Annotated in this window: 12 protein-coding genes; 8 read left to right on the top strand and 4 right to left on the bottom strand. The window is 70.5% G+C overall.

All coding sequences use genetic code 11. The annotated features are described in order from the left end of the window. Position 1: 1 nt before the first annotated feature. Entirely contained in the window at positions 2 to 1,252 is a 1,251-nt protein-coding gene (locus tag AC07DI_RS17755; RefSeq protein ID WP_478905172.1) for a class I SAM-dependent methyltransferase, read from the bottom strand. A gap of 82 nt (positions 1,253 to 1,334) precedes the next feature. On the opposite strand from AC07DI_RS17755, the gene AC07DI_RS17750 reads away from it, so the two are divergent. The 3 genes from AC07DI_RS17750 to groL all read left to right on the top strand — a co-directional run bounded on the left by AC07DI_RS17750 (position 1,335) and on the right by groL (position 4,895). Further along, a complete protein-coding gene (locus AC07DI_RS17750) occupies positions 1,335 to 2,255 on the top strand; it encodes a polysaccharide deacetylase family protein (RefSeq protein WP_478905171.1) in 921 nt (306 codons plus the stop codon). Positions 2,256 to 2,820: 565 nt separating this feature from the next. After that, positions 2,821 to 3,129 carry a co-chaperone GroES gene (gene groES / locus AC07DI_RS17745; RefSeq protein WP_384250359.1) on the top strand — a complete coding sequence of 103 codons (309 nt, stop codon included), beginning with the start codon at positions 2,821 to 2,823 and terminating at the stop codon, positions 3,127 to 3,129. Positions 3,130 to 3,266: 137 nt separating this feature from the next. Then, positions 3,267 to 4,895, top strand: coding sequence for a chaperonin GroEL (groL, locus tag AC07DI_RS17740; protein ID WP_478905170.1), 1,629 nt, complete (start codon positions 3,267 to 3,269; stop codon positions 4,893 to 4,895). 253 nt (positions 4,896 to 5,148) lie between these two features. Here groL and AC07DI_RS17735 read toward each other — a convergent pair whose 3' ends face one another. Beyond that, a complete protein-coding gene (locus AC07DI_RS17735) occupies positions 5,149 to 5,922 on the bottom strand; it encodes an SDR family NAD(P)-dependent oxidoreductase (protein ID WP_384250353.1) in 774 nt (257 codons plus the stop codon). Between the two features lie 59 nt (positions 5,923 to 5,981). Further along, positions 5,982 to 6,659, bottom strand: coding sequence for an MOSC domain-containing protein (locus tag AC07DI_RS17730; protein WP_478905169.1), 678 nt, complete (start codon positions 6,657 to 6,659; stop codon positions 5,982 to 5,984). 81 nt (positions 6,660 to 6,740) lie between these two features. On the opposite strand from AC07DI_RS17730, the gene AC07DI_RS17725 reads away from it, so the two are divergent. Continuing rightward, positions 6,741 to 7,640, top strand: a complete 900-nt coding sequence (locus tag AC07DI_RS17725; protein WP_384250347.1) for a LysR family transcriptional regulator — start codon at positions 6,741 to 6,743, stop codon at positions 7,638 to 7,640. A gap of 84 nt (positions 7,641 to 7,724) precedes the next feature. Here AC07DI_RS17725 and AC07DI_RS17720 read toward each other — a convergent pair whose 3' ends face one another. Then, positions 7,725 to 8,060 carry a WhiB family transcriptional regulator gene (locus AC07DI_RS17720; RefSeq protein ID WP_384250344.1) on the bottom strand — a complete coding sequence of 112 codons (336 nt, stop codon included), beginning with the start codon at positions 8,058 to 8,060 and terminating at the stop codon, positions 7,725 to 7,727. Positions 8,061 to 8,449: 389 nt separating this feature from the next. Between AC07DI_RS17720 and AC07DI_RS17715 the strand changes: the two genes are divergently transcribed. From AC07DI_RS17715 to AC07DI_RS17700, 4 genes are all read left to right on the top strand, one after another. Then, entirely contained in the window at positions 8,450 to 9,061 is a 612-nt protein-coding gene (locus tag AC07DI_RS17715) for a response regulator transcription factor (RefSeq protein ID WP_003948568.1), read from the top strand. A 245-nt stretch (positions 9,062 to 9,306) separates the two neighbouring features. Continuing rightward, positions 9,307 to 9,882, top strand: coding sequence for a sigma-70 family RNA polymerase sigma factor (locus tag AC07DI_RS17710; protein ID WP_055563244.1), 576 nt, complete (start codon positions 9,307 to 9,309; stop codon positions 9,880 to 9,882). A 165-nt stretch (positions 9,883 to 10,047) separates the two neighbouring features. Next, the gene (guaB, locus tag AC07DI_RS17705) at positions 10,048 to 11,550 is read left to right on the top strand and encodes an IMP dehydrogenase (RefSeq protein ID WP_384250342.1); all 1,503 of its coding nucleotides are present in this window, start codon (positions 10,048 to 10,050) and stop codon (positions 11,548 to 11,550) included. A 113-nt stretch (positions 11,551 to 11,663) separates the two neighbouring features. Continuing rightward, on the top strand, positions 11,664 to 12,788 hold the full coding sequence (locus AC07DI_RS17700) for a GuaB3 family IMP dehydrogenase-related protein (RefSeq protein WP_150171160.1): 1,125 nt from the start codon (positions 11,664 to 11,666) through the stop codon (positions 12,786 to 12,788). The last annotated feature ends 48 nt before the right edge of the window (positions 12,789 to 12,836 follow it).

Raw genomic sequence — 12,836 nt, 5'->3', positions numbered from 1 at the left:
GTCAGTCCCGCACGCCCGGAGCGGGGTGCCCGATCAGCATCGTCGGCGCGCCCGCCACCCGGGTCAGGAAGACGGTCGCGGCGTTCTTCCCCTGCGGCTTCACCTTGCGCCGCAGCTCCTCCGGCTCGACGGCGGAGCCGCGCTTCTTCACGGTGAGGATGCCGACCCCGCGCTCCCGCAGCACCGCCTTCAACTTCTTCACGCTGAAGGGGAGTTGGTCGGTGATCTCGTAGGCGGTGGCGTACGGGGTCTCGTGCAGGGTGTCGGAGGTGACGTACGCGATGGTCTCGTCGATCAGGCCGCCGTCGACCCGGGCGGCCACCTCGGCGACCAGGTGCGCGCGGATGACGGCGCCGTCCGGCTCGTAGAGGTAGCGCCCGACGGGACGTACCCCGGGGTCGGGCAGCATCGTCGCCAGCGAGGACCACAGGGAGGCGCCGCCGGGCAGGAGCGTCGCGCGGTGCGAGGAGGGGGCCTTCGTGCCGAACCACAGCACGGCCTCCTTCACGTCGCCGCCGTCCGAGATCCACTCGGCCGCGGCCTCGGCGGGGACCGCCTCGTGCGGGATGCCGGGGGCGATCTTCAGCGCGGCGCGCGGCGCCTTGAGTGCCGCTCCGACGGCCCAGGACAGGGGCGGTGAATAGGCCTCAGGGTCGAAGATGCGGCCGCGCCCCGAGGAGCGCCGCGCCGGGTCCACGAACACCGCGTCGTACGCCGAGGTGTCCACCTCGGTGACATCGGCCTCGCGGACCTCGATCAGCCCGTCGAGCCCCAGGGCCTCCGCGTTGGCGCGGGCGACCGCGCAGGTCAGCGGAGCGCGGTCGACGGCGAGGACGGAGATGCCGGCCCGCGCGAGAGCGAGGGCGTCGCCGCCGATGCCGCAGCACAGGTCGGCGAGCGAACGCACGCCGAGGGCCTTGAAGCGCTCGGCGCGGTACGTGGCGACGGAGGAGCGGGTCGACTGCTCGACGCCGTTCGGCGTGAAGAACATCCGGGCCGCGTCCCCGGCGCCGAACTTCGCCGCGGCCCGCTGCCGCAGCCGGGCCTGGGCCAGCGCCGCGGAGACCAGGGCGGCGGGGTGCTCGCGGCGCAGCCGCGTCGCCACGGCGAGCTCCTGCGCGGGCTCGACGTCCCGCACCTCGTCGAGCAGGGCCCGGCCCTCCTCGGTGCGGAGGGCGGCGAAGGCGGCGAGGGGGTCGTCGAGGTCGGTCGCGTGGCCGCTCGGCGTGTTCGGGTCGTTCACCCGCCCCATTGTGGGCCAGTCGGTGGATGGTGCGCGGCCGGTGGCGGTGTCGGAGCCCCGACACGACCTTGAGCTGCGAGGATCCGGCGCCATGCAACTGGTAAGACAAAAAGAAAAATACGCCAGAAGACGGAAGAACCGGGTGCGCGCCGCGGTGGCCGTCCTGACCGCCTCGGCGATCGCGTCGGGCTGCGCGTCCGCGGGCGACGGCGTGGAACCCGCACCCGGCCAGCAGCCGCTCGACGCCCCGCCCGCCCGCGCCCTCGACTCCTACGCCCGCAAACTCGCCGCCGTCCAGATCGCCCGGGTCGCGGCGGCCAAGCGCTGGGGCCTTGCGAAGCCTCCGCTCGCCGCGCCCCCGCCGCCCAGGACCAAGCCCCGCATCACGACCCGCAAGGGCTTCGAGGTCAAGGGTCAGTCGAGCCTGCCGCCGGTCTTCACGACGGTCCCCACCAAGGAGAAGGTCGTCTTCCTGACCATCGACGACGGCGCCGAGAAGGACCCGGCGCTGCTGCGGATGATGGGCGAGCTGCACCTTCCGTACACCGCGTTCCTCAGCGACTACCTCGTCAAGAAGGACTACGGCTACTTCAAGAAGATGCAGGACCGCGGCGTCACCCTGAACAACCACACCCTCAACCACCGCTACCTGCCCGGACTCTCGTACGAGCAGCAGCGCCACGAGATCTGTGGCATGCAGGACGTCATCATGCAGCACTACGGCAAGCGCCCCGAGCTCTTCCGCCCGCCCTACGGCAACTACAACGAGGACACCCTGCGCGCCGCCAAGTCCTGCGGCGTCAAGGCGGTGCCGCTGTGGGCGTCGGAGGGCTTCGCCGATCACATGGAGTGGCGCGAGTGGGACAAGGACCTGCACCCCGGCGACATCATCCTCACGCATTTCCGGGGGCGTAAGGACTGGAAGGGCACCATGCCCGACATGGTCCGCCGGGTCATGAAGACCGTCACGGACAGGGGCTACGCGGTGGCCAGGCTGGAGGACTACCTGTGAGCCCCCGGGCGCGAGCGCGCCGCCGCCTCCTCGCCGGGGCCCTGCTGTGCGGAGTGCTCGCGCCCGCACTGCTGGCGGGCTGCGCGGAATCAGTGGATCCAATCGAACGCCTGGGCAGAAAGGCAACCCAGAAGATCCCCCCGCACCACCGCACCCGCACCCCGCCCGGCACCCTCCACTCCACAGTGGCCCCTGGCGCCCCCCGCTGTGGGCAGGCGTTCCGCTGGGCGGAACGGGTGGGCACAGCCCCCGGTGCCGAGCAACGTGAATCAGGGCGCCCACAAGTCGCGGGAGGGGAACCCAAAGCCCCCGAGAACCGTTGCCCTGACAGGGAAAATTCACCGCCCGCCCCGCCGCGGGGCACCAACATCCGCTAAAGCCCGACGCAGTCGACTGGCACTCCGCTTGACCGAGTGCTAATCCCCGTCCTAGTCTCACTTCTGGCACTCCCCATTGGAGAGTGCCAACAGCGACGGGCAGGTCCGGCACCCGCGACGACGGATCCACCTGGTCGCCACACTCAGACTCTTAACCCCGTGAGATCTCCGAAGGGGGAGACCGGATCGTGACGACCGCCAGCTCCAAGGTTGCCATCAAGCCGCTCGAGGACCGCATTGTGGTCCAGCCGCTCGACGCCGAGCAGACCACGGCCTCCGGCCTGGTCATTCCGGACACCGCGAAGGAGAAGCCCCAGGAGGGTGCTGTCCTCGCCGTGGGCCCGGGCCGCTTCGAGAACGGCGAGCGCCTTCCGCTCGACGTGCAGGTCGGCGACGTCGTTCTGTACAGCAAGTACGGCGGCACCGAGGTGAAGTACAACGGCGACGAGTACCTCGTCCTCTCGGCTCGCGACGTGCTCGCGATCGTCGAGAAGTAGTTCACCGCTTCACCTGCTGCACCTGCTTCACCAGCAGATTTTGCTTTTGAGCTGCGCCCCTGGTCACCCCGCTCTTTGCCGGGCGGCGAGGGGCGCAGTTCGTTCACCCGAGTTTTCGAGAGGGCTGAATCGCTCCCATGGCGAAGATCCTGAAGTTCGACGAGGACGCCCGTCGCGCCCTTGAGCGCGGCGTCAACAAGCTTGCCGACACGGTCAAGGTGACGATCGGCCCCCGCGGCCGCAACGTCGTCATCGACAAGAAGTTCGGCGCCCCGACCATCACCAACGACGGCGTCACCATCGCCCGTGAGGTCGAGGTCGACGACCCGTACGAGAACCTCGGCGCCCAGCTGGTGAAGGAGGTGGCGACCAAGACCAACGACATCGCGGGTGACGGCACCACCACCGCCACCGTGCTCGCCCAGGCCCTGGTCAAGGAAGGCCTGCGCAACGTCGCCGCCGGCGCCTCCCCGGCCGCCCTGAAGAAGGGCATCGACGCCGCCGTCGCGGCCGTCTCCGAGGAGCTCCTCGCCACCGCCCGTCCGATCGACGACAAGGCCGACATCGCGGCCGTCGCCGGTCTGTCGGCCCAGGACCCGCAGGTCGGCGAGCTCATCGCCGAGGCGATGGACAAGGTCGGCAAGGACGGTGTCATCACCGTCGAGGAGTCCAACACCTTCGGCCTCGAGCTCGACTTCACCGAGGGCATGGCCTTCGACAAGGGCTACCTGTCGCCGTACATGGTGTCCGACCAGGAGCGTATGGAGGCCGTCCTCGACGACCCGTACATCCTGATCCACCAGGGCAAGATCTCGTCGATCCAGGACATGCTGCCGCTGCTCGAGAAGGTCATCCAGGCCAACTCCTCGAAGCCGCTCCTGATCATCGCCGAGGACGTCGAGGGCGAGGCCCTGTCGACCCTGGTCGTGAACAAGATCCGTGGCACCTTCAACGCCGTCGCGGTGAAGGCCCCCGGCTTCGGCGACCGCCGCAAGGCGATGCTCGGCGACATGGCCACCCTCACCGGTGCCACCGTCATCGCCGAGGAGGTCGGCCTCAAGCTCGACCAGGTTGGCCTCGATGTGCTCGGCACCGCCCGCCGCGTCACCATCACCAAGGACGACACCACGATCGTCGACGGCGGCGGCAACAAGGCCGACGCCGACGCCCGCGTCGCCCAGATCAAGGCCGAGATCGAGGCCACGGACTCCGACTGGGACCGCGAGAAGCTCCAGGAGCGCCTCGCGAAGCTGGCCGGCGGCGTGTGCGTCATCAAGGTCGGCGCCGCCACCGAGGTGGAGCTGAAGGAGAAGAAGCACCGTCTGGAGGACGCCATCTCCGCGACCCGCGCCGCGGTCGAGGAGGGCATCGTCTCCGGTGGTGGCTCCGCTCTGGTGCACGCCGTGAAGGTCCTCGAGGGCAACCTCGGCAAGGAGGGCGACGAGGCCACCGGTGTCGCCGTCGTCCGCCGCGCCGCCGTCGAGCCGCTGCGCTGGATCGCCGAGAACGCCGGCCTCGAGGGCTACGTGATCACCTCCAAGGTGGCCGAGCTGGAGAAGGGCTTCGGCTTCAACGCCGCGACCGGCGAGTACGGCGACCTGGTCAAGGCCGGCGTCATCGACCCGGTCAAGGTCACCCGCTCCGCGCTGGAGAACGCCGCGTCCATCGCCTCCCTGCTCCTGACGACCGAGACCCTGGTCGTCGAGAAGCCGGCGGAGGAAGAGGCGGAGGCCGGTCACGGCCACGGCCACGGTCACTCGCACTGACCTGAGTTGCCCGAGGCCCGGCTCCCAGTACTGGGAGCCGGGCCTCAGGCCTTTTCGGGGATGCGTCTGCCGGATGCCTGTGGCGTTGCCGTCCGCGGAGCCTGGTCTGTCCTCGCGCAGTTCCCCGCGCCCCTGGAGGGGCGCAGCCCCATCAAGGGGCGCGAGGAACTGCGCGGCCAGCCGAAGGCGACCCGCACCCGGCAAGGGAGCGCAACCCGGCAGACACACCCCGCACCCGTAGGGCCCCGCAGCCCTACTGCGGCCCGTACTTGCGGCCCGTCCGGGACGTCACGCCGCCGAGCAGGTTCCGCGGCGTCACCTTCACCACGCCCATCAGCGCCTTGTACCGCGGGTCCGGGACGGAGAGCGTCTTGCCCCGCGCCAGGTCGGTGAGCGCCGTCGCGACCAGCTTGTCCGCGTCGAGCCACATCCAGCCGGGGATGTTGGACGTGCCCATCCCGGCGCGCTCGTGGAACTCGGTCCGTACGAAGCCGGGGCACAGCGCCATCAGCCGCACCCCGGAGCCGGCCAGGTCCTTCGCCGCGCCCTGGGTGAACTGCACGACCCACGCCTTCGACGCCCCGTACGTGCCGCGCGGCACGAACGCCGCCACCGACGCGACGTTCACCACTCCACCGCGCCCGCGCTCCCGCATCGCCTCCGCCGCGGCCGACGTCAGCCGCAGCACCGCCTCGCAGTGCACCTTGAGCATGGTCAGCTCGTCGGCCATCGGGACTTCCAGGTACCGGCCCTTGTTGCCGAAGCCCGCGTTGTTGATCAGCAGGTCGACCGCGTCCCTGCGGTCGGAGAGCCGCTTCGCGACGGACTCGATGCCCGTGTCCGTGGAGAGGTCCGCGGTCAGCACCTCCGCCTCGATGCCGTGCCGGTCGTGCAGCTCGGTCGCCTGCTCGCGCAGCCGCTTGGTGTCGCGAGCCACCAGGACGAGGTTGTGCCCGTCACCGGCGAGACGCCGCGCGAAGGCGGCGCCGATACCGGCGGTTGATCCCGTAATCAGAGCCGTAGTCATGGCCCAAGGCTAGTGAGATCGCGTGACCGCCGTGTTGCGCGGACGCTCACCGATCCGTCTCACGCGGTCGGGGCGCCGTGCCGCGCCAGGTACGCGCGGGCGCGTTCCGCGGTCTCCGGGTGCAGGGCGTCGCCCGCCGCGAGCAGCCGCGGCAGCAGCGACCGCTCCGTGGTGACGGCCCGGAACTGCAGGCCGACGGTGACGTCGTGCTCCGGCCGGTGCACGATACGGACCGAGTCGCCGGCCCGGATCGTGCCCGGTTCGAGCACCCGCAGATACGCGCCGGGAGCACCCTCCCCGGTGAACCGCTTCATCCACCCCGACTCGCCGAGGTGACCCTGGAACGTACGGCACGGAATGCGCCCGCTCGTCACTTCGAGCACCAGATCGGCGCCGATCCGCCAGCGTTCCCCGATCCGCGCGCCGTTCACGTCGACGCCGGACGTCGTGAGGTTCTCGCCGAACGAGCCGTGGGGCAGGGGCCGTCCGAGTATCCGCTCCCACGCGTCGAGGTCCTCGCGGGCGTACGCGTACACCGCCTGGTCGTTCCCGCCGTGGTGGCGCAGATTGCTGATCTCGTCACCGGTCACGCCGCTCCCGCCGACCCCCTTCGCGCCGGGCGCGCTCACGAGGACGGGGCCGCGCACCGGCCGCTTGTCGATGCCGGTGGTGCCCGAGGGGGAAGCGGCGTACTCGACGGCCGTGCGACGGCCGGCGTTCACCGAAAGAAGCTCCATGCGAGAAGGCTAGGCGAGTCACCCTCAAAGCCGCGCGGCAATATTTCGTGATGTGTCCAAGCGTCGCTTATGCTCGTCGCCATGATCGAGGCCCGTCACCTCCGTGTCCTGCGCGCCGTGGCCGCCACCGGCTCCTTCTCGGCCGCGGCCCGCGAGCTCGGCTGCACCCAGCCCGCCGTCAGCCAGCAGATGAAGGCACTCGAATCCTCGACCGGCACGCCGCTGCTGATCCGCACCGGCCGTGAGATGCGCCTGACCCAGGCCGGTGAGGCCCTGGTCAGGCACGCCTCGGGCATCCTCGCCGGGCTCACCGCCGCCGAGGAGGAGGTCGCCGCGATCGCCGGCCTGCGCGCCGGCCGGGTCCGGCTCGTCTCCTTCCCCAGCGGCAGTTCCACCCTCGTCCCCTGCGCCCTCGCCGCCCTGCGCGCGGCCCACCCCGGCACGCGCGTCTCCCTCGTGGAGGCCGAGCCGCCGCGCTCGGTGGAGATGCTGCGCGAGGGCGACTGCGACGTGGCCCTGGCGTTCCGGTACGAAGGGGCGACGGCCGCCGAGGAGTGGGGCGACCTCATCGTGCGTCCGCTGCTCGCGGACCGGCTCGTCGGTCTCGTGCCCGAGGGGCACCGGCTCGCCGAGGCGGACTCGGTCACCATCGGCGAGTTCGCCGAGGAGTCGTGGATCGCGGGCTGCCCCCGCTGCCGCAGGCAACTGGTGGAGGTCTGCGAGAGCGCGGGCTTCGTGCCCCGGATCGATTTCGCGACCGACGACTATCCCGCGGTGATCGGCCTCGTGGGCGCCGGTCTCGGAGTGGCGGTGCTGCCCGAACTCGCGATCGAGTCGGTGCGCCCCAAGGGTGCACGCACCGTGACGGTGGAGCCTGCCGTGCAGCGGGAGATCGTCGCGCTCACGCTGCCGGATCTGGCGCAGGTGCCGGCCGTCGCCGCCACGCTGGACCATCTCGCGCGGGCTGCCGCCCGCCAGTAGGGCGGAAGCCGCCCGAGGTCGTTCCGCGGCCCGCCCGCCGGAGAGCCTGTTCGAAGAAACGTTCCTTCAGCTCCTTCAGTTCCTTCAGCTGTGCGACACAGCTCTGCCCACCGGCGCCGGCGCGGACGCCGTGACCAGCCGGTTGCGCGCCCGCCCCATGAGCTCTTCCCGCTCGTCCTCGGTGAGGCCGCCCCACACGCCGTACGGCTCGCGCACCGCCAGCGCGTGAGCCGCGCACTCGGCGCGTACCGGGCACCGCATGCAGACCTCCTTGGCGGAGTTCTCACGCGCGCTGCGCGCGGCTCCCCGTTCGCCCTCCGGATGGAAGAAGAGCGAGCTGTCGACCCCTCGGCAGGCCGCGAGTAGCTGCCAGTCCCACAGATCTGCGTTCGGTCCGGGAAGGCGGGAGAAATCTGCCATTGCTGGTCCCCTTGGTGCCGTTCTGACGCGGATACGGTGCCCATGACCGTACATCTACTGTCTAAGGAGATGAAAATATGACTCATTGCGAATCTAGCCATAGACACCAGGAAAAGGGAAGAAAAGCCGCTAAATGGGGCATAGCTTGTGATGAAAGGTTGAGGGTCTTCCGCGCGCTCTCCGCTGTGTCCGCGCCCTCACGTAGAGTGCCGAAGGTGGCTGACTGCCCCGTAACTCTTTCGGGTGACCGTCGTTGAGAGTGCGAGGCGGTTGAAAGAACAAGCGCTCGGGCAGGTGTCCGAGAGCGTCAACCGCACAGGTGACGAATATGTACCAGCCTGGAGGCTCAAGGTGACGCGCAGCAGCTGTGAGAGCCGCGGAGGACACTCATGACATCGGTCCTCGTCTGCGACGACTCCCCGCTTGCCCGAGAGGCGCTCCGCCGCGCGGTCGCGACCGTGCCCGGTGTCGAGCGCGTGACGACGGCGGCCAACGGCGAGGAAGTGCTCCGCCGTTGGGGCGCCGACCGCTCGGACCTGATTCTGATGGACGTACGCATGCCCGGCCTCGGCGGCGTCGAGACCGTCCGGCGGCTGCTGTCCGCCGACCCCGGTGCGCGCATCATCATGCTCACCGTCGCCGAGGATCTGGACGGGGTCGCCCTCGCGGTCGCCGCCGGGGCCCGCGGCTATCTGCACAAGGACGCCTCGCGCGCCGAGCTGCGCGCGACCGTCACCCAGGCGCTCGCCGACCCGACGTGGCGGCTCGCCCCGCGCAGACTGCGCTCGGCCGAGATGGGCGCCGCGCCCACCCTCACCGCGCGTGAGATCCAGGTCCTCGAGGGCATGAGCCACGGCCGGTCGAACGCGGAGATCGGGCGCGAGCTCTTCCTCTCCGAGGACACGGTCAAGACGCACGCCAGGCGCCTCTTCAAGAAGCTCGGCGCCTCGGACCGGGCACACGCGGTGGCGCTCGGTTTCCGCTGGGGTCTGGTCCGCTGAGTGTGCTGCCGCGGGGGCCCCGCGTTCCCCGCCCGCCACGCGGTGGGCGGGGCGTCGGATGCCCGCCGCTGCTTGTTTCGTCGCCGATGCCGCATCCTTGAGGTGTGGAGTTCCTCGGGGACGAGTCGATCGAGCGGGAGGGGAGGGCGCAGGAGATGAGTTCCGGCGCACCTGCTCATAACGCTTCAGTGCACAACTACGGACGCGGTGCCACGGATTCTTCGCCGTCAAGGCACCATGGACCGATGCGCGATGACAAGACGACGGTGATCGGTGCCCTCGTCCTTCGCGCGGTCGAGGGCGACGAACAGGCCACGCACGACCTTCTCGCACACGTGCACCCCCTGGCGCTGCGCTACTGCCGCACCCGTCTCTCCCGGCTGCCGGGTGACGCACGGCACTTCGTGGAGGACCTGGCGCAGGAGGTCTGCGTCGCCGTCCTCCTCGCGCTGCCGCGCTACAAGGACACCGGCCGCCCCTTCGAGGCCTTCGTCTTCGCGATCGCGGCCCACAAGGTGGCCGATCTGCAGCGGGCGGCGATGCGGCACCCCGGTTCCACCGCCGTGCCCTCCGACGAGATGCCCGAGCGGCCCGACGACTCACTCGGTCCCGAGGAGCGCGCGCTGCTCAGCAGCGACGCCGAGTGGGCCAAGAAGCTCCTCGCCAACCTCCCGGACAACCAGCGCGAGCTGCTGCTCCTGCGCATCGCCGTCGGGCTGACGGCCGAGGAGACGGGGCAGATGCTGGGGATGTCGCCGGGCGCCGTGCGGGTGGCGCAGCACCGGGCACTGAGCCGCCTGAGGGCGCTCGCCGAGCAGTAGCGCCCCGCGCGCGTGGCATGCGCGTGGCACGACGGCGGGGAGTCCGCCGTCGGCGTACGTGTGAACGTACAAAGCTGTCCGATGATCTTGCTCGTGGAATGAGACACCCTCCACGGCCGTTAGCATGGACATCCGCACCGATCAAGGCCATTTGGGGAAGGTGTCATGACTGCAAACGTCGACGGAGTGCCCGAGAAGTTCGCGACACTCGGGCTGACCTACGACGACGTGCTGCTGCTGCCGGGCGCGTCGGAAGTGCTGCCGAACGCGGTCGACACCTCGTCCCGCATCTCCAGGAACGTCCGGGTGAACATCCCGCTGCTCTCCGCGGCGATGGACAAGGTCACCGAGGCCCGGATGGCGATCGCCATGGCCCGCCAGGGCGGCGTCGGCGTGCTGCACCGCAACCTGTCCATCGCGGACCAGGTCAACCAGGTCGACCTCGTGAAGCGCTCCGAGTCCGGCATGGTCACCGACCCGATCACCGTGCACCCCGACGCGACCCTCGCCGAGGCCGACGCGCTGTGCGCCAAGTTCCGCATCAGCGGTGTGCCGGTGACCGACGCGGCGGGCAAGCTGCTCGGCATCGTCACCAACCGCGACATGGCCTTCGAGAACGACCGCAGCCGTCAGGTCCGCGAGGTCATGACGCCGATGCCGCTCGTGACCGGCAAGGTCGGCATCAGCGGCGTCGACGCCATGGAGCTGCTGCGCCGCCACAAGATCGAGAAGCTTCCGCTGGTCGACGACGCCGGTGTGCTCAAGGGCCTCATCACCGTCAAGGACTTCAAGAAGGCCGAGCAGTACCCGAACGCCGCGAAGGACGCCGAGGGCCGGCTGCTCGTCGGTGCCGCCGTGGGCGCGAGCCCCGAAGCGCTGGAGCGCGCGCAGGCGCTGGCCGGGGCCGGGGTCGACTTCCTCATCGTCGACACCTCGCACGGCCACAACAGCAACGCCCTGAGCTGGATGTCGAAGATCAAGTCGAGCGTCGGCGTCGACGTCATCGGCGGCAACGTCGCGACGCGTGACGGCGCGCAGGCGCTCATCGACGCCGGTGTCGACGGCGTCAAGGTCGGCGTGGGCCCGGGCTCGATCTGCACCACGCGCGTGGTCGCCGGTATCGGCGTCCCGCAGGTCACCGCGATCTACGAAGCGGGCGTCGCGGCCCGCGCGGCCGGTGTCCCGGTCATCGGCGACGGCGGTCTGCAGTACTCCGGTGACATCGGCAAGGCGCTCGCCGCAGGCGCCGACACCGTGATGCTCGGTTCGCTGCTCGCGGGCTGCGAGGAGTCGCCGGGTGAGCTGATGTTCATCAACGGCAAGCAGTTCAAGTCGTACCGCGGCATGGGTTCGCTCGGCGCCATGCAGTCGCGCGGCCAGGGCCGCTCGTACTCCAAGGACCGGTACTTCCAGGCGGAGGTCTCCTCCGACGACAAGCTCGTGCCGGAGGGCATCGAGGGCCAGGTGCCCTACCGCGGCCCGCTGGCCAACGTCCTGCACCAGCTCGTCGGCGGCCTGCGCCAGACCATGGGTTACGTGGGCGCGGCGAGCGTGGCGGAGATGGAGCGCAAGGGCCGCTTCGTCCGCATCACGTCCGCGGGCCTCAAGGAGAGCCACCCGCACGACATCCAGATGACGGTCGAGGCACCGAACTACAGCCGCAAGTAGCCGCCGGCACCCGCACGCGTGCGTGCAGGGGCGGCCCCGGACGACCGGGGCCGCCCCTTCCGTGTGTGTCGGGGATACTGGACAGGCAGACCAAGAGGGAAAGGCCCCACAACGTGACTGAGATCGAGATCGGGCGCGGCAAGCGCGGCCGCCGCGCGTACGCCTTCGACGACATCGCCGTCGTACCGAGCCGGCGCACCCGCGACCCGAAGGAGGTCTCGATCGCGTGGCAGATCGATGCCTACCGCTTCGAGCTGCCCTTCCTGGCCGCTCCCATGGACTCGGTGGTCTCCCCGCAGACCGCCATCCGCATCGGTGAGCTGGGCGGCCTCGGCGTCCTGAACCTCGAAGGCCTCTGGACGCGGTACGAGGACCCGCAGCCGCTGCTCGACGAGATCGCCGAGCTGGACGCGGAGACCGCGACCCGCCGCCTCCAGGAGATCTACGCGGCCCCGATCAAGGCCGACCTGATCGGGCAGCGCATCAAGGAGGTGCGCGACGCGGGCGTGGTCACCGCCGCCGCGCTCTCGCCGCAGCGCACCGCCGAGTTCTCCAAGGCCGTCGTGGACGCGGGCGTCGACATCTTCGTGATCCGCGGCACCACCGTCTCCGCCGAGCACGTCTCCGGAGCCGCCGAGCCGCTGAACCTGAAGCAGTTCATCTACGAGCTCGACGTCCCGGTCATCGTCGGCGGCTGCGCCACGTACACCGCGGCCCTGCACCTGATGCGCACCGGCGCCGCGGGCGTCCTGGTCGGCTTCGGCGGCGGCGCCGCGCACACCACGCGCAACGTCCTCGGTATCCAGGTGCCGATGGCCACCGCCGTCGCCGACGTCGCCGCCGCCCGCCGTGACTACATGGACGAGTCCGGCGGCCGGTACGTCCACGTCATCGCCGACGGCGGCGTGGGCTGGTCCGGCGACCTGCCCAAGGCCATCGCGTGCGGCGCCGACTCCGTGATGGTGGGCTCCCCGCTGGCCCGCGCCACGGACGCGCCCGGCAAGGGCCACCACTGGGGCATGGAGGCCGTCCACGAGGACGTGCCGCGCGGCAAGAAGGTGGACCTCGGCACGGTCGGCACGACCGAGGAGATCCTCACGGGTCCCTCGCACATCCCGGACGGCTCGATGAACTTCTTCGGGGCGCTGCGCCGCGCGATGGCCACCACGGGCTACAGCGAGCTCAAGGAGTTCCAGCGCGTCGAGGTGACGGTCGCGGACTCGCAGCACAAGCGCTGATCGTCTGCCTCTGCAAGGCTGATCGTCTGTCTCTGTAAGAAGGGCCCC

The organism is Streptomyces sp. NPDC044106, assembly GCF_056433985.1.
The sequence above is the reverse complement of the archived record's forward strand: the minus strand, read 5'-3'. Positions and strand labels throughout refer to the sequence as shown.

Coding starts and splice junctions, on each gene's coding strand:
- AC07DI_RS17755 (WP_478905172.1), bottom strand. CDS start 1,252: ATGGGGCGGGTGAACGACCCGAACACGCCGAGCGGCCACGCGACCGAC.
- AC07DI_RS17750 (WP_478905171.1), top strand. CDS start 1,335: ATGCAACTGGTAAGACAAAAAGAAAAATACGCCAGAAGACGGAAGAAC.
- groL (WP_478905170.1), top strand. CDS start 3,267: ATGGCGAAGATCCTGAAGTTCGACGAGGACGCCCGTCGCGCCCTTGAG.
- AC07DI_RS17735 (WP_384250353.1), bottom strand. CDS start 5,922: ATGACTACGGCTCTGATTACGGGATCAACCGCCGGTATCGGCGCCGCC.
- AC07DI_RS17730 (WP_478905169.1), bottom strand. CDS start 6,659: ATGGAGCTTCTTTCGGTGAACGCCGGCCGTCGCACGGCCGTCGAGTAC.
- AC07DI_RS17725 (WP_384250347.1), top strand. CDS start 6,741: ATGATCGAGGCCCGTCACCTCCGTGTCCTGCGCGCCGTGGCCGCCACC.
- AC07DI_RS17720 (WP_384250344.1), bottom strand. CDS start 8,060: ATGGCAGATTTCTCCCGCCTTCCCGGACCGAACGCAGATCTGTGGGAC.
- AC07DI_RS17715 (WP_003948568.1), top strand. CDS start 8,450: ATGACATCGGTCCTCGTCTGCGACGACTCCCCGCTTGCCCGAGAGGCG.
- AC07DI_RS17710 (WP_055563244.1), top strand. CDS start 9,307: ATGCGCGATGACAAGACGACGGTGATCGGTGCCCTCGTCCTTCGCGCG.
- guaB (WP_384250342.1), top strand. CDS start 10,048: ATGACTGCAAACGTCGACGGAGTGCCCGAGAAGTTCGCGACACTCGGG.